The 17,376-nt window shown below is 60.2% G+C and carries 18 protein-coding genes; 12 read left to right on the top strand and 6 right to left on the bottom strand.

Annotation, left to right across the window (positions count from 1 at the left end; all coding sequences use genetic code 11):
• Positions 1–46 precede the first annotated feature (46 nt).
• Complete coding sequence (der, locus tag Q1A75_RS04465; protein WP_299549502.1) at positions 47–1,504, top strand: ribosome biogenesis GTPase Der; 1,458 nt, start codon at positions 47–49, stop codon at positions 1,502–1,504.
• Positions 1,505–1,564: 60 nt separating this feature from the next.
• Here der and Q1A75_RS04460 read toward each other — a convergent pair whose 3' ends face one another.
• Positions 1,565–2,260, bottom strand: coding sequence for a hypothetical protein (locus Q1A75_RS04460; protein ID WP_299549500.1), 696 nt, complete (start codon positions 2,258–2,260; stop codon positions 1,565–1,567).
• A 90-nt stretch (positions 2,261–2,350) separates the two neighbouring features.
• Between Q1A75_RS04460 and Q1A75_RS04455 the strand changes: the two genes are divergently transcribed.
• Positions 2,351–3,424, top strand: a complete 1,074-nt coding sequence (locus Q1A75_RS04455) for a DUF2235 domain-containing protein (RefSeq protein ID WP_299549497.1) — start codon at positions 2,351–2,353, stop codon at positions 3,422–3,424.
• Here Q1A75_RS04455 and serS read toward each other — a convergent pair.
• Positions 3,421–4,713 (bottom strand): serine--tRNA ligase, encoded by a 1,293-nt coding sequence (gene serS / locus Q1A75_RS04450; protein ID WP_299549494.1) that lies wholly within the window; start codon positions 4,711–4,713, stop codon positions 3,421–3,423. The genes Q1A75_RS04455 and serS overlap by 4 nt on opposite strands.
• Positions 4,714–4,891: 178 nt before the next feature.
• Entirely contained in the window at positions 4,892–5,614 is a 723-nt protein-coding gene (locus Q1A75_RS04445) for a trypsin-like serine protease (RefSeq protein WP_299549492.1), read from the bottom strand.
• 152 nt (positions 5,615–5,766) lie between these two features.
• Here Q1A75_RS04445 and yajC point away from each other — a divergent pair, with 152 nt between their 5' ends.
• From yajC to Q1A75_RS04395, 10 genes are all read left to right on the top strand, one after another.
• Positions 5,767–6,045: a preprotein translocase subunit YajC gene (gene yajC / locus Q1A75_RS04440; RefSeq protein WP_299549490.1), complete on the top strand. Its 279-nt coding sequence runs from the start codon at positions 5,767–5,769 to the stop codon at positions 6,043–6,045.
• On the top strand, positions 6,045–7,709 hold the full coding sequence (secD, locus tag Q1A75_RS04435; protein ID WP_299549487.1) for a protein translocase subunit SecD: 1,665 nt from the start codon (positions 6,045–6,047) through the stop codon (positions 7,707–7,709). Before yajC ends, secD begins: the two co-directional genes overlap by 1 nt.
• Before the next feature lies 1 nt (position 7,710).
• On the top strand, positions 7,711–8,889 hold the full coding sequence (secF, locus tag Q1A75_RS04430; RefSeq protein WP_299549484.1) for a protein translocase subunit SecF: 1,179 nt from the start codon (positions 7,711–7,713) through the stop codon (positions 8,887–8,889).
• 73 nt (positions 8,890–8,962) lie between these two features.
• Positions 8,963–9,730 (top strand): sulfite exporter TauE/SafE family protein, encoded by a 768-nt coding sequence (locus Q1A75_RS04425; protein ID WP_299549481.1) that lies wholly within the window; start codon positions 8,963–8,965, stop codon positions 9,728–9,730.
• Positions 9,720–10,073: an Mth938-like domain-containing protein gene (locus tag Q1A75_RS04420; protein WP_299549479.1), complete on the top strand. Its 354-nt coding sequence runs from the start codon at positions 9,720–9,722 to the stop codon at positions 10,071–10,073. The genes Q1A75_RS04425 and Q1A75_RS04420 overlap by 11 nt, the downstream gene beginning before the upstream one ends.
• A 109-nt stretch (positions 10,074–10,182) precedes the next feature.
• Entirely contained in the window at positions 10,183–10,797 is a 615-nt protein-coding gene (gene ccmA, locus Q1A75_RS04415) for a heme ABC exporter ATP-binding protein CcmA (protein WP_299549476.1), read from the top strand.
• Positions 10,794–11,450, top strand: a complete 657-nt coding sequence (gene ccmB, locus Q1A75_RS04410; RefSeq protein WP_299549473.1) for a heme exporter protein CcmB — start codon at positions 10,794–10,796, stop codon at positions 11,448–11,450. The genes ccmA and ccmB overlap by 4 nt, the downstream gene beginning before the upstream one ends.
• 47 nt (positions 11,451–11,497) lie before the next feature.
• Complete coding sequence (locus Q1A75_RS04405; protein ID WP_299549470.1) at positions 11,498–12,250, top strand: heme ABC transporter permease; 753 nt, start codon at positions 11,498–11,500, stop codon at positions 12,248–12,250.
• Entirely contained in the window at positions 12,250–12,405 is a 156-nt protein-coding gene (gene ccmD, locus Q1A75_RS04400) for a heme exporter protein CcmD (RefSeq protein WP_299206732.1), read from the top strand. The genes Q1A75_RS04405 and ccmD overlap by 1 nt, the downstream gene beginning before the upstream one ends.
• On the top strand, positions 12,398–12,937 hold the full coding sequence (locus tag Q1A75_RS04395) for a DsbE family thiol:disulfide interchange protein (protein ID WP_299549467.1): 540 nt from the start codon (positions 12,398–12,400) through the stop codon (positions 12,935–12,937). Before ccmD ends, Q1A75_RS04395 begins: the two co-directional genes overlap by 8 nt.
• Before the next feature lie 54 nt (positions 12,938–12,991).
• On the opposite strand, the gene Q1A75_RS04390 is transcribed toward Q1A75_RS04395, so the two are convergent.
• The 3 genes from Q1A75_RS04390 to acnA all read right to left on the bottom strand — a co-directional run bounded on the left by Q1A75_RS04390 (position 12,992) and on the right by acnA (position 17,310).
• On the bottom strand, positions 12,992–13,666 hold the full coding sequence (locus tag Q1A75_RS04390; RefSeq protein ID WP_299549464.1) for a VPLPA-CTERM sorting domain-containing protein: 675 nt from the start codon (positions 13,664–13,666) through the stop codon (positions 12,992–12,994).
• 192 nt (positions 13,667–13,858) lie between these two features.
• Complete coding sequence (locus tag Q1A75_RS04385; RefSeq protein WP_299549461.1) at positions 13,859–14,560, bottom strand: SDR family oxidoreductase; 702 nt, start codon at positions 14,558–14,560, stop codon at positions 13,859–13,861.
• A 62-nt stretch (positions 14,561–14,622) separates the two neighbouring features.
• Positions 14,623–17,310 (bottom strand): aconitate hydratase AcnA, encoded by a 2,688-nt coding sequence (gene acnA, locus Q1A75_RS04380; protein WP_299549458.1) that lies wholly within the window; start codon positions 17,308–17,310, stop codon positions 14,623–14,625.
• Between the last annotated feature and the right edge of the window lie 66 nt (positions 17,311–17,376).

Genomic DNA, 17,376 nt, shown 5'->3' with positions numbered 1-17,376 from the left:
CGAATGGTCTATGTGCGCGCTCTGATCTATCGGATACATTTCTGCCATGACCATGACACTCGCCATTGTTGGCCGTCCCAATGTGGGCAAGTCCACACTGTTCAACCGCCTTGTGGGCAAACGCCTTGCGTTGGTTGACGATCAGCCGGGCGTAACGCGCGACCTGCGCGAAGGGGCCGGGCGGCTCGCCGACTTGCGCTTTACGGTCATCGACACGGCAGGGCTCGAGGAAGCAACGGACGACAGCCTGCAGGGTCGCATGCGGAGGCTGACAGAGCGTGCGGTGGACATGGCCGATGTGTGCCTGTTCATGATCGATGCGCGTGCTGGAGTGACGCCAACCGACGAAATCTTTGCCGACATCCTGCGCAAGCGGGCCGATCATGTGCTGCTGGCAGCCAACAAAGGCGAAGGGACAGCGGCGGATGCAGGCGTGATCGAGGCGTTCTCGCTGGGTCTTGGTGAACCAATCCGTCTGTCGGCCGAGCACGGCGAAGGACTGAACGACCTGTACGCACAGCTGCAACCTCTGGCCGACCTTCACGAAGAGAAGAATGCGCAAGAGGCCCCGGAAACGGATGTAACGTTAAACGAGGATGAGGACGATCCTGACTACGTGCCTCAACCTACGAACGCCAAGCCCTTGCAAGTTGCCGTTGTGGGCCGACCGAACGCGGGCAAGTCCACCCTGATCAACCATATCGTCGGCGAAGATCGCCTGCTGACGGGACCAGAGGCCGGGATTACCCGCGATGCCATCTCCCTGCGCACGGATTGGGACGGCACGCCCATGCGCATCTTTGACACCGCGGGCATGCGCAAGCGGGCCAAGGTACAGGAAAAGCTGGAAAAGCTTTCGGTCAGTGATGGCTTGCGCGCCGTTAAATTTGCCGAAGTTGTTGTGGTACTTCTGGATGCCGCGATCCCGTTTGAACAGCAGGATCTGCGCATTGCTGATTTGGCCGAACGCGAGGGGCGCGCCGTGGTCGTCGCGATCAACAAGTGGGATATCGAGGACGACAAGCAGGCTAAGTTGAAGGATCTCAAGGAAAGTTTTGAACGGCTGTTGCCTCAGCTCAAGGGTGCGCCGCTTGTAACCGTCTCGGCGAAAACGGGTCGGGGCCTTGACCGTCTGCACGGCGCTATCATGCGCGCCTACGATGTATGGAACCGGCGTGTGCCGACTGCCGCCCTGAACCGTTGGCTGACGGGTATGCTGGAACAGCACCCACCGCCCGCGCCTCAAGGCAAGCGGATCAAGCTGCGCTACATGACTCAGGCCAAGACGCGGCCTCCGGGCTTTGTTGTGATGTGCTCGCATCCCGACAAGGTGCCAGAAAGCTATAACCGCTATCTGGTGAATGGCTTGCGGCTGGATTTTGATATGCCTGGCACGCCGATCCGTTTGTTCATGCGCGGCCAAAATGATGCCAACCCCTACAAGGGGCGGAAAAAGGCAGGGCCATCCAAGCTGCGCAAACACACCGAAGGGCGGCGTAGCTAGCGCGTTAACCAAACCTCAAGCATTTAAGGCGTTGAAAATGAACGTGTCCCCGCGGGGACACTACGTTTTTTGCACCGCGGATCGGATCACAGGCAACACCATGACCGCGGCGCCAAGCAAGGCCAGCATCCCGACAGATCGCGGGTCAAACGCGTTCTGCACCGCAATGGCCACCAAGGCCCAGATCACCGCAATGCCGTAGGTCGGCGCACGGCCCAGACTGCGTTGGATCGCAAATGCTAGCAGAATGGCCGCCGACACCGTCACCCATGCAGCCGTCTGTTCGGATGTCAGCCCGTATCCTGCCAAGAGCAAACCCAGGGCCACACAGCTCGCAGCACTCAGCCACCCTGTATAGAGTCCCACAGGCCAGGCGGCGGCCCAAGGGTCTAGCCGGGGGCTGCGCCAAAGGGCGATCAGCGCACTGATCAGCATCACCCAGATCAGCACCGTCGCCCAAACCGGGCTGCGCACAGCCACGGGCAACCACACACTCCCAACTCCCAGAGACACGGCAAGTGGCAGGCGCATCTCTGTCCAGTCAGGGGCGTTCCATCGCCGCATGACTCCAAAGGCGGCACCGGCAATCATCCAAAGATAGATCACGCCCCAAATCGCAAAGGCGTAGCCTTCGGGCTGCACTGGCGGATCAACTTGCGGGATCGGAAACTGATCGGCATCGAACCCCCCGAAACTGGGCACCCAAAAAGGGGATGCGGCAAAGGTCAGAGCAAGGATCAGCACAAACGCAGGCATGGTTTTCCACCGTTTACAAATTTCGCAAGGCCGGTAACCTTAACATCATACATTAGTGCTTTCGGCTTTATTTCAAGGACTTGGATAGATATGACACGCATTGCTATCTTTTGTGACGGGACCTGGAACTCTCCGGACATGCAAGAACCGACCAGCGTGCACAAACTCAAGCGCGCGCTGGTCAACGATCCGGCCAAGGAACAGGTGGCGGCGTATTTCGCCGGTGTCGGGACCGACAGGCGGTTCGATGGCCCAGTCAAGAAGTTCCTCAACAAGTGGGGCGGCGGAGCGTTCGGTTGGGGGCTTGATGCCAAGGTCAAGCAGGCCTACCAGTTTCTGGCCCAAGCCTATCAGGCCGGAGACGAGATTTATCTCTTTGGGTTCTCACGTGGCGCATTCACGGCGCGTTCGGTCGCAGGGATGATCCGTAAATGCGGGATCATCACGGACACCAGTACAGAAGGGGTGAATGCGGCGTTTGACTTGTATCGCAAGCGGGGCAAGCGCAATCATCCTGACGCTCCGCATATTCGTGAAGCGCGCCGCGAGATGTCACCGAAGTTCGGTACTTCTGTCACCGATCAGGCATGGCGCGATGACGCGTCCCGGCTGGTCGAGATATCATATCTCGGGGTTTGGGACACGGTGGGGGCTCGAGGCATTCCGCCATCTCTGCTGGGGCCGATCGCATCCATGTGGAACAGGCAGTACAAGTTTCACGATATGGCGTTGTCCAGCCTTGTGCAATCCGCCCGGCACGCGCTTGCGTTGGACGAGCGGCGGGTGATGTACAGGCCTGCGAAGTGGGACAATCTGGACGGGGACAATGGCCTGAACCATGGCGATACAGGGCCGCTGCGCCCTTATCAGCAGATTTGGTTCGTGGGCGATCATGGCGTTGTCGGCGGGTCGGGCGCGGCACAGCCGTTGTCGATGATTGCGCTTGATTGGGTGGTGCGGGGCGCGGGGCGATTGACGTTGGAACCGGAACAACGATTCCCTCCCAGCGACCCGGACCCACTGGCGGATGCGAACATCGATACCGGTTGGTCCTTGTTTAAGAAGTGGCGCCAAGGTCCTATTTCCAAATGGGAAATCCACGCTTCTGTGGATGAGCGCCGACAGAAGCGGGGCGATTACCGCCCCGGTTCCTTGAAGATTTAAGCCAGCGCTCCGTCCGCTGTGAGCGTCGTTTTGCCCCCTAAGTAATGGGCCAGCGCCTTGGGCAGCGCGATCGAGCCATCGGCCTGTTGACCGTTTTCCAAGACGGCAATCAGGCACCGACCAACAGCCAGACCCGATCCGTTCAGGGTATGTACGAATTGCGGCTTTCCACCATCCGCGGGCTTGAAGCGGGCGTTCATGCGGCGGGCTTGGAAATCACCGGTGGTCGAGACCGAGCTGATCTCGCGATAGGTGTTCTGACCGGGCAACCACGCCTCGATGTCGTAGGTGCGGCGCGCGCCAAAGCCCATGTCACCCGTGCAGAGAACAACAGTTCTGTAAGGAATTTCAAGAGCTTCGAGGATGCCTTGGGCACAGCCGAGCATGCGCTGTTGTTCATCCTCGGAGGCGTCGGGATGGGTGATCGACACCATCTCGACCTTTTCAAACTGGTGCTGACGCAGCATGCCCGCCGTGTCCCGGCCCGCGCTACCGGCCTCGGACCGGAAGCAGAGGGTGTGGGCGGTCATGCGGATGGGCAGGGTGGCCTCGTCCAGAATGTCGCCTGCGACGGTGTAGGTCAGGGGCACTTCGGAGGTTGGGACAAGCCACATGCCATCCTCGGTCCGATAGCTGTCTTCACCAAATTTGGGAAGTTTATCAGTGCCATACATGGCGTCGTCGCGCACAAGTACGGGGCTGTTTACCTCTGTGAGCCCGTTCTGGTCGACATGGGTGTCGATCATGAATTGAGCCAGCGCGCGGTGGACGCGGGCCACGGAACCCTTGAGCATGACGAAGCGGCTGCCAGAGGTTTTGGCGGCGGTTTCGAAGTCCATGCTGGCTGCGACACTTGCTATCTCGAAATGCTCTTTTGGTTCGAAATCAAAGTTTTGCTGGTTGCCCCAACGGTGGATTTCGACATTGTCATCCTCGTCTGCGCCGTCCGGCACGTTGCTTGCAGGCAGGTTGGCGATGCGCGCCAATGCGTCGGTCAGCTGGGCGTCAAGCGCCTTGGCTTCTTCCTGCATCTGCGCGATTTCCGCTTTTTTTTCAGACACTAAGGCGCGTAGGCGTTGGAACTCGTCCTCGTCCCCACGGCCCTTGGCGGCGCCCACTTCCTTGGACGCCTTGTTCTGTTCGGCCTGCGCGGTTTCGGCGGCAAGGATCTTGGCGCGACGTGCCTCGTCCAAGGCCAGAAGAGACGACGACATCGCAGCGTCCCCACGGCGCGCAAGGGCGGCGTCGAAGCGGTCGGGATTGTCGCGAATGGCGCGGATGTCGTGCATGTCTGGCCTCTGATCTTGGTGTTTCAGTGGGGGTCATATGCCCCATCACGCGGGCCGGGAAAAGGGGGGCAAACAGGGTGTCACCCCCGGTGCAGCATCCGCACACCCACTGTGCATCCCCATCGTGGCGCTCGGATACGGGTTCGTTGAGGTTTGGAGCCTTGTAAACATGCACGTTTCACGGAGATTGATCCGTCGTCTCGGACGCCCAGATGCCTGGCGCAACAACCAGTGCCTGCGCATGTCCGCCGTGTTCAACGCGGGCCGAGACGACAGCGTTGACCTGCCAACCTTTTGGGGTACGCGACAGGACGGGGCTTCCCGACAAGCCGGGAATGACGGGGCAATTCAGAATGCGGACCGGACCCTGCGCCTGCGTCAAGGGACAATCGAACGCAGCGCTTAGCATCGCGTCACGGGAATGCTGGTAGCCTATGATTGCGTTTGTTGTGTCAGTGCGGGCGGATGGCATGCCGAGCTTTATCGGTTGGACGACCTCTTTCGGGGCTGAGTTCTGCAATTTGATCAATGCCACATCCGCTGCGGGGCCGCGCGCAATATCGGGGTGAAGGTGGACCGACTTTGCGGGGCTATGCCAGACGAAATTTCCTCGTAACCATCCCGCCACGAAATGGACGTTTCCCGGTGGTTCAGTCGTGCTGTCGCGCCTGATGACGCAATGTGCCGCCGTCAGCACCCAGCGCGGCGCGATGAGCGTCCCCGTGCAGGCGCGCCGTGTGCGGAACCCGGCGATGTTAAGCCGCCCGATGGCTGTCCAGTCGGCGTGACCTTGTTCCGGCAACAGGGGCAGGCCCGACTGCTGCGCGTGCGCATTTGGGCCCAGCGACAAAAGTACTGAAAGAGCGATCAGGAATACGCCGGTGAGTTGAACAAGCCGCATCGGTGCAGGATGGCATACCGGATACGCCGTGCAAAGCGTATCAAAACTCCCTTTCGCAGGTGTTTCCGTCTTGCACACGCACGCCCCCGCCCATAGGTTCTGCCAAACTCTGAAGCGGGCCAAACTCCGCCCCAAGACCAAGGACAATTCCCATGGAAGCCATCGGCCAGTTTATTCCCCTGATCCTGATCTTTGCGATCATGTATTTCCTGCTGATCCGCCCTCAGCAAAAGAAGGTCAAAGAGCATGCCTCCATGGTTGAGGCGCTGCGCCGGGGCGATCAGATCGTCACTCAGGGTGGCTTGATCGGCAAGGTGTCCAAGGTCAAGGAAGACAATGAGGTCGAGGTGGAACTGGCCGAGGGTGTGAAGGTTCGCGTCGTCAAGTCGACCATCGCGCAGGTTCTGAACAAGACCGAGCCTGCGAAGTAATGCTTCAGATCGAAAGCTGGAAACGGGTTCTGATCTGGTCGCTGTGCGCGCTGGGTCTGATCCTGGCGCTGCCCAACGGATTTTATACCCGCGTTGAGCAGCACAATGATGCCGCACAGGCCATCGAAATAGGTGCGGACACAGCCGAGAACCAGGCGATGCTCGCGCAGTGGCCGGGCTTTATGCCGTCGTCTTTGGTGAATCTTGGTCTCGATCTGCGGGGCGGCGCGCATCTGCTGGCCGAGGTACAGGTCGAGGATGTCTATGCCAGCCGCATGGAGGCGAGCTGGCCCGAGATCCGGGATATTCTGCGCCCGGAGCGGGCGACCATTGGCACCATCCGCTTGCAGCCTTCGGCATCTGACGAACTGCGCATTCGCATTGGCGAGCCCGCGGGCTTGCAGCGCGCCTTGCAGGTGGTGCGGACGCTGGCGCGGCCCGTGGCTTCGCTGACCAGGGCGGGGGCCAACGACATCGTTGTGCGGGCTGACGGTGCGGATGTGATTGTGGTTTCGCTGAGCGACGAGGAGAAGTTGGCCTCGGATGAGCGGACAGTGCAGCAATCTCTTGAGATCGTGCGCCGCCGGATTGACGAAGCCGGGACGCGTGAGCCGACCATTCAGCGCCAGGGCAGTAACCGTATTCTTATTCAGGTGCCGGGTATCGGATCGGCGGCCGAGCTGAAGATACTGATCGGACAGACCGCGCAGCTGACCTTTAACCCTGTTGTGAACCGGACGTCGGACCAAAACGCAGCCCCGGGCATTGGTAACAAGCTGGTGCCTTCGCTGGACGAGCCAGGCCTGTTCTATGTCATCGAAAGCGCGCCGGTTGTGACGGGCGAGGATCTGGTCGATGCGCAGCCGAGCTTTGATCAGAACGGCAGCCCTGCGGTGAGTTTCCGGTTCAACACATCGGGTGCGCGCCGCTTCGGAGATTACACGGCCGAGAATATCGGGTCGCCTTTTGCGATCATTCTGGATGATGAGGTCGTGTCAGCCCCTGTGATCCAGAGCCATATTCCGGGCGGGTCCGGGATTATCACGGGTAATTTCAGCGTCGAGGAATCGACGAACCTAGCTGTGCTGTTGCGCGCAGGTGCCTTGCCGGCGGAGTTAACCTTCCTTGAGGAGCGGACCATTGGGCCGGAATTGGGGCAGGACAGCATTGATGCGGGCAAGATCGCGACCATGGTCGCCTTTGCTGCCGTGCTGGTGTTCATGGGGCTGAGCTATGGCCTGTTTGGGCTGTTTGCGAACATTGCACTGATCATCAACATTGGCCTAATCTTTGGCCTGCTCAGCATGATCGGGGCGACGCTGACCTTGCCGGGTATCGCGGGGATCGTTCTGACCGTGGGGATGGCGGTGGACGCCAACGTGCTGGTGTTCGAGCGGATACGCGAAGAGCTGAAGTCGGCGAGGGGGCCCGCGCGTGCGATTGAGCTTGGGTACGAGAAGGCGCTGTCGGCCATTCTGGATGCCAACATCACGACCTTCATCACGGCTGTGATCCTATTTGCCATGGGCTCTGGCCCAGTGCGCGGCTTTGCGATCACGCTGGGTCTGGGCATTTTGACGTCCGTGTTTACCGCGATCTTCGTGACGCGGCTGATGGTGGTGATGTGGTTTGAACGCCGCCGCCCCAAGACAATCGAGGTGTAAGATGCGACTGAAGCTGGTCAAACAGGGCACCAATTTCGATTTCTTCAGCCGGTGGAAAATCTGGTTGGGCATCTCGGCCTTGATGATGGTGGTGGGCTTTGCATCCTTTGCCATTCAGGGTTTGAACTTTGGCATCGACTTTCGGGGGGGCACCACGGTGCGGACCGAAAGCACGCAGCCGGTCGACATTGGTGTGTACCGCGACGCGATGGCTGTGCTGGAGTTGGGTGACATTTCGATCACCGAGGTGTTCGATCCCACCTTTGATGCCGATCAGAACGTGGCGATGATCCGTATCCAGGCGCAAGAGGGTCAAGAGGCGGTGACGCCCGAGACCATCCGCGAAGTGCAACATGCGCTTGGTAACGCGACAGGCAGCAAGCTGATCGCAGATATTGCACTGGCGTCAGGTGAGATAACACTTTTGTCTGACCGGGTGGCTCAATTTGGAGGCATCCCAACCGACGACGGTTTGGCGTCCACATTTGTGTTTCCAAATGGGCAGACATTTGAGATTCTGTCGCAGATCAGTGATGCGGCGAATGGGAACGGACTTGTCCTGGAGCGTGTTGCATTTTCTTACGACAACATAAGTTTCCCCTCAGTCGAGTCAGTTGGGCCCAAAGTGTCGGGCGAGTTGATCCAGACGGCGGCGATTGCCGTGATCCTCGCCATCGGGGCGGTGCTGATCTACATCTGGTTGCGCTTTGAATGGCAATTTGCATTAGGGGCCGTGGCCGCGCTGGTGCATGACGTCATCCTGACCATCGGTGTATTCTCGGAACTGCAGATCAAGTTTGATCTGGCCATCATCGCGGCGCTTCTGACCATCGTGGGCTATTCGTTGAACGACACCGTTGTTGTCTTTGACCGGGTGCGGGAGAACCTGCGCAAGTACAAGAAGAAGCCGCTGAACGAGGTGCTGAACATCTCGATCAACGAGACGCTGAGCCGGACAGTCATGACATCGGTGACCACGCTTTTGGCACTGATCTCACTTTATGTACTGGGCGGTGATGTGATCCGCGGGTTCGTCTTTGCGATGATCTGGGGGGTGATCGTCGGGACCTATAGTTCCGTCTTTGTCGCATCGACCATCCTGTTGTGGTTGGGGGTCAAGCGGGACTGGTCCAAGCCGGATGCCAATGCGGGCAACCAGTTTGCGAATGTGGACGCTTGAAGCCTCCCTGGCTTAGTCATGTTCCCAAACTGGCCCTAGGCCCAAGCGCGCAACGCTGCGACCGTAGGGTATGATGGCGCAGCTGATCACCGATACGTTGGCGTTGCCCGGGCTGTGGTGGCTGGTGGTGGCGATCATTGCGGCGGGACTGGTGCGCGGCTTTGCCGGGTTCGGGTCGGGCATGATCATCATGGCAGCGGCCAGTTCGGTTCTGTCGCCCTTTGCCGCCCTTGCCTTTCTTGTCGTGGTGGAGCTGTGGGGACCGTTGCCCAACCTGCGCGCCGCGTGGCGCGACGGAGATTTGAACGAAGCGAAATTCTTGTTGCTGGGCGTGGCTATCGGTTTGCCGATTGGTTTGTGGACGTTGTCCTTTGTCGATCCAGAGATGTTTGGATGGGGTGTCTCTGTGGCCATCCTGATCCTGCTTGCCGCTCTGCTTTCGGGGTGGCGGTATTCGGGTCCGATGGGGCCGCGCACGATTGCCGGGGTTGGCGCCTTTGGTGGAGTCCTGGGCGGTCTGGCGGGCATTCCGGGCCCTCCGGTCATCCTGTTGTATATGGCGTCTGCGAAGGCGATCGCCGTGATCCGCGCGAACTTCCTTTTGTACCTCCTGGGTATCGACGTGATGATGTTGGGCATCTTTTTGGTGTTTGACCTGCTGGATGCACAGGCCGTGTTGATCGGGCTGGTTCTGGTGCCGCTTTACATGGTCGCCAATGTTGCGGGCGCGTGGCTGTTTGACCCGAAGGCCGAGCGACTTTTTCGCACCGTGGCCTATATCGTCATTGCGGCTTCCGCTATTCTTGGCCTGCCGATTTGGGAGATGGGGCATGCGCCTTAACGAGATCACGTATACCGACGCCCAGCCTGTCGAGGGCTATGGCCCCGGCTTTTTCCGCATTGGCGGAGAGGTGGTCGAGGGCGGCTTGTTGACCGGGCCAAAGGGAACCGGCGGCTGGGGTGGATATGAGGACGCAGAGCCGCTTTTGGTGCTGGCGGGGCAGGTGGATGTTCTGTTTTTGGGCACAGGGGCCGAGATCGCGCACATCCCGGCCGAGCTGCGTGCCCAGCTTGAGGACGCTGGTCTGGGGATTGAGGTGATGTCGTCCCCATCTGCCGCGCGAACCTATAATGTGCTGCTGAGCGAAGGGCGGCGCATTGCGCTGGCCATGCTGCCTGTTTGAGAGCGTTGAGGGGCCAGCCCCCCGCCTTCGGCGCCCCCCGGAGTTTATTTGGCAAGATGAAGTTAGATCGGGGCTTTTGACAAGTCACTCAATCGGTTAGCCATAAGCCATGGAGTTGAAAGTCACTGATCTGGCCGTGGGCCGCGGCGGTGTGCCGGTTCTGGCGGGCGTGTCTTTTGCCGTTTCTGCCGGGCAGGCGCTGGTGTTGCGCGGCCCCAATGGGTCCGGCAAGACCACGTTGTTGCGTACTGTCGCTGGGTTGCAGGTACCGCTGGCGGGGCAGGTGACAGGCGCGGAGGACAGGATCGCCTATGCCGCCCATGCGGATGGGTTGAAGGGAGCGCTGAGCGTTGCCGAGAACCTGGCGTTCTGGGCGTCGGTGTTTGGGCAATCCGACATTGCCCCGGCCTTGGCGGCGTTTGATCTGGAAGACCTGGTGGCCCGTCGCGCTGGACAGTTGTCGGCGGGGCAGAAGCGGCGTTTGGGTCTTGCGCGGTTGATGGTCACCGGACGTGATGTGTGGGTTCTGGATGAGCCGACCGTGTCCTTGGATGCCGCTTCGGTTGCGCTTTTTGCTGATGCGGTGCGTGGGCATTTGGCGCGCGGCGGGTCGGCGTTGATGGCGACCCATATCGATCTGGGGATCGAGGCGGAGACATTGGATGTCTCGGGCTTTCGCGCGGCGGCGGCGCAGATGGCGTCGGCCGACGAGGCGTTTCTGTGAGAGCGCTGTTTTTCCGTGACCTCGCGCTGGCGCTGCGGGCTGGGGGCGGTTTTGGCCTTGGGCTGGCGTTTTTTCTGATTGTTGTTGTGCTGGTGCCTTTCAGTGTGGGGCCGCAATCGGCGCTGCTGACCCAGATTGCGCCGGGGGTGCTGTGGCTTGGTGCTTTGCTGGCATGCCTGCTGTCGTTGGATCGCCTGTTGGCCGTGGATTGGGAGGATGGGGCGCTGGATTTGCTGGCGACATCCCCCTTGCCACTTGAGGGCATCGTTGCTGTGAAGGCGGCGGCGCATTGGGTAACCACTGGCTTGCCTTTAGTGCTGGCCGCACCCGTTTTGGGCGTGCTGTTGAACTTGGCCCCGTCGGGATATGGCGTGCTTGTGTTAAGCCTTGCGCTTGGGACGCCGGCCTTGTCGATGATCGGGGCCTTTGGCGCCGCGCTGACCGTAGGGATCAAGCGTGGGGGGCTGTTGTTGTCTCTCTTGGTTTTGCCGCTTTACGTGCCGACGCTGATCTTTGGCGCAGAGGCAGCGCGTCGCGCGGCGCAGGGTCTTGATTCGAGCACGCCGCTGTTCTTACTGGCCGGGATCACGTTGGCGGTGCTGGCGGCGATGCCATTTGCCGCAGGGGCTGTGCTGCGGGTGAACCTGCGGTAACGTGGATGTCGATTGAGAAGGGGCGCGCGAGCGCGTAGATAACCGTCATGTCACTTTGGGAATATGCGAATCCGGTCAAGTTTCTGCGCCTAAGCGAAAGAGTGCAGCCGTGGTTGTGGGCTGGCGCTGCGGTCTGCTTGGCCGTCGGGCTGATATGGGGGTTCTTTTTTACTGCGGATGATTTCCGGCAGGGATCAACCGTCAAGATCATCTATCTGCACGTGCCGGCGGCCCTGATGGCGATCAATGCGTGGTTCATGATGCTGGTGGCGTCCCTGATCTGGATTGTGCGGCGGCACCATGTGTCGGCGTTGGCGGCCAAGGCGGCCGCACCTGTGGGGATCGTGATGACGCTGATTGCCCTTTTGACCGGGGCGATATGGGGGCAGCCGATGTGGGGAACGTGGTGGGCGTGGGATCCGCGCCTGACATCCTTTCTGATCCTGTTCCTGTTCTATCTTGGTTATGTCGCCTTGTGGGAGGCGATCGAGGACCCCGATACAGCTGCCGATCTGACAGCGATCCTGTGTCTAGTGGGCACCGTCTTTGCCGTATTGAGCCGCTATGCGGTGCTGTTCTGGAACCAGGGCCTGCACCAGGGCGCGTCGCTGTCGCTGGACAAGGAAGAGAACGTGGCCGACGTGTTCTATATCCCCTTGTTGGTGTGCATCGGGGGCTTTGTCCTGCTGTTTCTGGCGCTGGTCCTGTACCGCACGGGGACCGAAATCCGGCTGCGTCGGACGCGGGCATTGATCGCACGGGAGGCGCGCAGCGCCGGCCTGCATGCGGAGGGGGCGTGATGCCTGATCTTGGGAAATACGCCGATGCCGTGCTGTCGGCCTATGCCGTGTCTATTGTTTTGCTGGTGGGCATCGTGGTGTTGACCCTGTGGCGAGGCCGTCGTGTGCGGGCCGAGATGGATGCGGTGGAAAAGCGGAGCGGGCGGAATGGCTAAAATCTCTCCGCTCATGTTAGCGCCCATCGGGATTTTTGCTGGCTTCGTCGCGTTGGCCGCGGTGGGGATGTTCCGGGACAACCCGGATAAATTGCCCTCGACCCGCGTGGGCGCACCTGCACCGCCGCTTACGGATTCGCAATTGGCGGACTACACCCCTGTTGCCGAGGGAGACTTGGCCCGGGGTGAGGTGACGCTGGTGAACTTCTGGGCCTCTTGGTGCCCGCCATGCCGTGCCGAGCATCCGAAGCTGTTGGAGATGGCAGCGGAGGGCGTTCCGATCATCGGGGTGAATTTCCGCGATACCGAAGGTCCTGCGTCTCGGTATCTGGATGAGGATGGCAATCCTTTTGTCGCCGTCGCTTTTGATCCGGCGGCGCGGTCGGCCATCGACTGGGGGGTCACGGCCCCGCCGGAAACCTTCATCTTGGACGGCGAGGGGACGGTGCTGTTCCGCTATCAGGGGCCGCTTGTGGGATCGGACTACGAGAACCGGTTTCTGCCTGCGCTCGAGGAAGCCCAAGGCAAATAACCCTGTGCAAAACACCGCAGCCGATGCTGCGGCGTTTTTTCGGTCCGAATTCGTCTAGGCTGTTTGACGCCTCCGCACCAATACCAGGGCCCCGAGCCCTGCCAGGAGCAGTGAAAGCCCTGCCGGAAGCGGCACAGCGCTGACTTCGAACTCCCCAAGTGCGCCTGACCCGGCGAAGTCAATCCGAAGAGTATCTCCGACTGCCCCGGCAAAACCAAGCAGCGTGAATTCGTTGTTTCGTGGATTACTGCCCGTTTCGGATTCGTTGCCAGAGTTCAGAGTGAACGACATCACTTCGTCGCTTCCGTTGAAAAGCGTTGCGCTTGTGCCCACTTCGGCATCGAGTAGGAACAGCGACGCGAAAGACCACAGCGCGTCGAAGTTGAAGATCAGAGATCCACCGACAACATCGTCCGGTCCACCGGTTGCGTTTTCCTGGACGATCAGAGCATTTCCAAAGCCGCGCCGATCGCTGCTGTCCTCGGCGTTGGTGAAGGGCGACGTCAAGTCCGGGTCATTTCCGGTGCTGACGGTTCCGCGGGCGGTGTCAAAAACAACCGCTTGTGCGATGCCGCCGATTGCCGTGACGTCGGCAAGGACACCATCACCAAGGTCTGTGCCAATACCCAGCACATCGCCCTCGTCAAAGTCGTAGAAGTTGATGGTGACCGCTGATGCTGCGCTTGCGAAAATTGTGCAAAAAAGAGCAGTAGCAAATAGCTTTTTCATAACCTTCCCCCAGTTCTAAAAAGTAAAAAAATAGCTCAATTTATATTCAACAATTAAATTGATTCCGGAATTTTCGCAATGATTTGTATCTCAGTTCAATTCAGCGCTTTGAAATTCTCTTTCAGGTTGTTGTCTTTTGCCTGATTGATGTGCGTATCCGCGACGAGGCAAGAGGAACGGGACGGGTGCGTGTTAGAGGCGGTAGCCTCCGTTGACGTCGAGGATGACGCCCGTGATGCCCGTTGCTGCGTCGGAGGCGAGGAAGCGGACGGCGGCGGCGATATCCTCGGGTTTGGCAAGTCGGCCGAGTGCTGTGTCCTTGGTGATCATTTCTGTGATGTCTTCTGGGCGGGTCGCTTCGGGTGTGTTGACGGCACCTGGGGCGACGGCGTTCACACGAATACCTTTCGGCCCCAGGGTCTTGGCCGCGATCCTGGTCCAGGTGTCGACGGCGGCTTTGCTGGCGGAATAGCTGTGCGCGATCATTGCGGGCAGGCGGGCATTTTGCGAGGAGATGTTGACGATGGCGGCACCGGGTTGCAGGTGTTCCAGCGCCGCCGCGACCAGCCCCATGGGGGCGTTCACGTTGACATTGAAATTGGTTTCAACCGTTTGGGCATCGTAGTTTTCCGCATCATCGGTCAAGATGCTGCCCGCGTTGTTCACGATCAGGTCGAGGTTGCCGAAGCGATCAATGACTTTCCGGGGCAGGGCTGCTGTCGCACCGGGGTCTGCCAGGTCCACTTGGAAGGCGGCAATGTCGGGATGGTCGGCCAATAGACTTGCCGGGTTGGTGCCGCGCCATGTGATGGCGACATGATGATCCTGTGCGAGGTCGGCGGCGATGGCGCGGCCCAGCCCGCGTGCGGCGCCGGTGACAAGTGCGGTTTTCATAGGCAGCTCCCAACAAAAAGGGCGCCCCGAGGGACGCCCGTTCTGGTAGTATAAAATCCGGCTTACGCGGCAGATGCAAGGTTGCGCAACACGTAGTGCAGAACGCCGCCATGTTCGATGTATTCGATCTCGATCGCGGTATCGATCCGGCATTTCAGCATGATCTCGTGCACTGTGCCGTCGGCTTTGGTGATGGTGCAGGGCACTTCTTGAAGCGGCTGGATCGTGTCGAGGCCGGAGATGGAGACGGTTTCGTCGCCTGTCAGGCCAAGAGACTTGCGGGTGTCGCCGTTTGTGAATTCGAACGGGATGACGCCCATGCCCACGAGGTTTGAGCGGTGGATGCGTTCGAAGCTTTCCGCGATGACCGCCTTGACGCCCAGCAGGGCCGTGCCCTTGGCCGCCCAGTCGCGGGATGACCCGGCGCCGTATTGTTCACCGCCGAAGATCACCAGCGGGGTGCCGTTTTCCTGATGCGCCATCGACGCCTCGAAAATCGAGGTTTGCGCGCCATCGGGCCCCTTGGTGTAGCCGCCTTCGACACCATCCAGCATCTCGTTCTTGATGCGGATGTTGGCGAAAGTGCCGCGCATCATGATCTCGTGATTGCCGCGACGCGAGCCATAGGAGTTGAATTCGCGTGGGGCAACTTGCCGGTCTGTCAGGTAGCGACCTGCGGGTGTGCTTTCCTTGAAAGACCCCGCCGGGCTGATGTGGTCGGTTGTGATCATGTCGCCGAGGACGGCCAGAACCTTGGCGTTCTCAATATTGGTGATCACTCCCGGCTCGGGCGACATGCCCTGGAAGTAGGGCGGGTTCTGGACGTAGGTCGATTGCGGCGGCCAGTCATAGGTTTTCTGGTCGGTCGTTTCCACGCCCTGCCACTTTTCGTCCCCTTTGAAGACGTCCGCGTATTTGATCAGGAACGCCTCGCGGGTCACGGTCGCTTCGACCAGTTCGGCGATTTCCTGGCTGCTGGGCCAGATGTCTTTCAGGAAGACGTCGTTGCCGTCCTTGTCCTGTCCCAGTGGTTCGGATGTCAGGTCGATGTCCAATGTCCCTGCCAGCGCGTACGCCACCACGAGGGGTGGGGAGGCGAGGTAGTTCGCGCGCACGTCGGGTGAAATCCGGCCCTCGAAGTTGCGGTTGCCCGACAGCACAGAGGTGGCGACCAGATCGCCGTCTGCAATGGCCTTGGACAGTTCCGCCTGAATGGGGCCCGAGTTGCCGATGCAGGTGGTGCAGCCATAGCCCACGAGGTTGAAGCCGATCTTGTCCAGATCTTCTTGCAGGCCCGCGGCTTCGAGATAGGCAGACACAACCTGCGAGCCGGGGGCGAGCGAGGTTTTGACCCATGGTTTGCGGTCCAGACCCAGCGCGGCGGCCTTGCGTGCCACAAGGCCCGCACCGATCATCACGTAGGGGTTCGAGGTGTTGGTGCACGATGTGATCGAGGCGATCACAACCTTGCCCGATTCCATGGTGTAGTCTTCGCCGTCGACCGCGACTTCCTTGCCCATGGGGCGCTTGAATGTCTCTTCCATTTCCTTGCGGAATGCGTTTTGGCCGTCTGTCAGTGCCACATAGTCCTGCGGGCGCTTGGGGCCCGAGATAGCGGGTACGATGGTGCCCATGTCAAGGTGCAGTGTGTCGGTGTAGATGGGCGCGTAGTCGTCGCCACGCCAGAACCCGTTTTCCTTGGCATAGGTTTCGACCAGCGCCACGCGGTCTTCGTCGCGACCGGTGTTGCGCAGGTAACGCAGGGTTTCGTCATCAATCGGGAAGAAGCCGCAGGTGGCGCCGTATTCGGGGGCCATGTTGGCGATGGTTGCCCGGTCGGCCAGCGGTAGGCGGTTCAGGCCTTCGCCGTAGAATTCGACAAACTTGCCGACCACGCCCTTGGCCCGCAGCATTTCAACGACTTTCAGCACGAGGTCGGTGCCGGTCGTGCCTTCGACCATGGAGCCAGTCAGTTCAAATCCAACAACTTCGGGGATCAGCATTGAGATCGGCTGACCCAGCATCGCCGCCTCAGCCTCGATGCCGCCAACACCCCAGCCCAGAACAGCCGCGCCGTTGACCATGGTGGTGTGGCTGTCGGTGCCGACAAGCGTGTCGGGGTAAGCGACTTCATTGCCGTTCTGGTCGGTGTCCGTCCAGACAGTCTGGGCCAGGTATTCAAGGTTCACCTGGTGGCAGATGCCGGTGCCGGGGGGCACGACGCGGAAGTTGTTAAAGGCGTTCTGGCCCCATTTGAGGAAGGTATACCGCTCCATGTTCCGTTCGTATTCGCGGTCCACGTTCATCTGGAAGGCCCGGGGGTTGCCAAATTCGTCGATCATGACCGAGTGGTCGATGACCAGATCAACGGGGTTCAGCGGGTTGATTTTTTCCGGGTCACCACCCAGAGCCACCAGACCGTCGCGCATGGCGGCAAGGTCCACGACCGCAGGCACGCCGGTAAAGTCCTGCATCAGTACGCGGGCAGGGCGGTAGGCAATCTCGCGGGGGTTCTTGCCGCCCTTGGTGCCCCATTCGGCGAACGCCTTGATGTCATCGACGCTGACGGTCTTGCCGTCTTCGAAGCGCAGCATGTTTTCCAGCACCACCTTAAGCGCGGCGGGCAGTTTGGAGAAATCACCCAGGCCCGCGTCAGTTGCTGCAGGGATTGAATAGTAATCGATGGACTGGCTGCCAACGGTCAGCGTCTTGCGCGCCTTCGATGTATCGTGACCAACGGTGATGGGCATGGGGGATTTTCCTTTCCTGAAACGGATGGGGCAATGATTTGCGAGCGTCATGCCCTAAATAGACGG

The sequence above is a fragment of the uncultured Tateyamaria sp. genome (genome assembly GCF_947504105.1).
GTDB lineage: Bacteria > Pseudomonadota > Alphaproteobacteria > Rhodobacterales > Rhodobacteraceae > Tateyamaria.
This window is presented reverse-complemented; position numbering and strand designations above follow the sequence as displayed.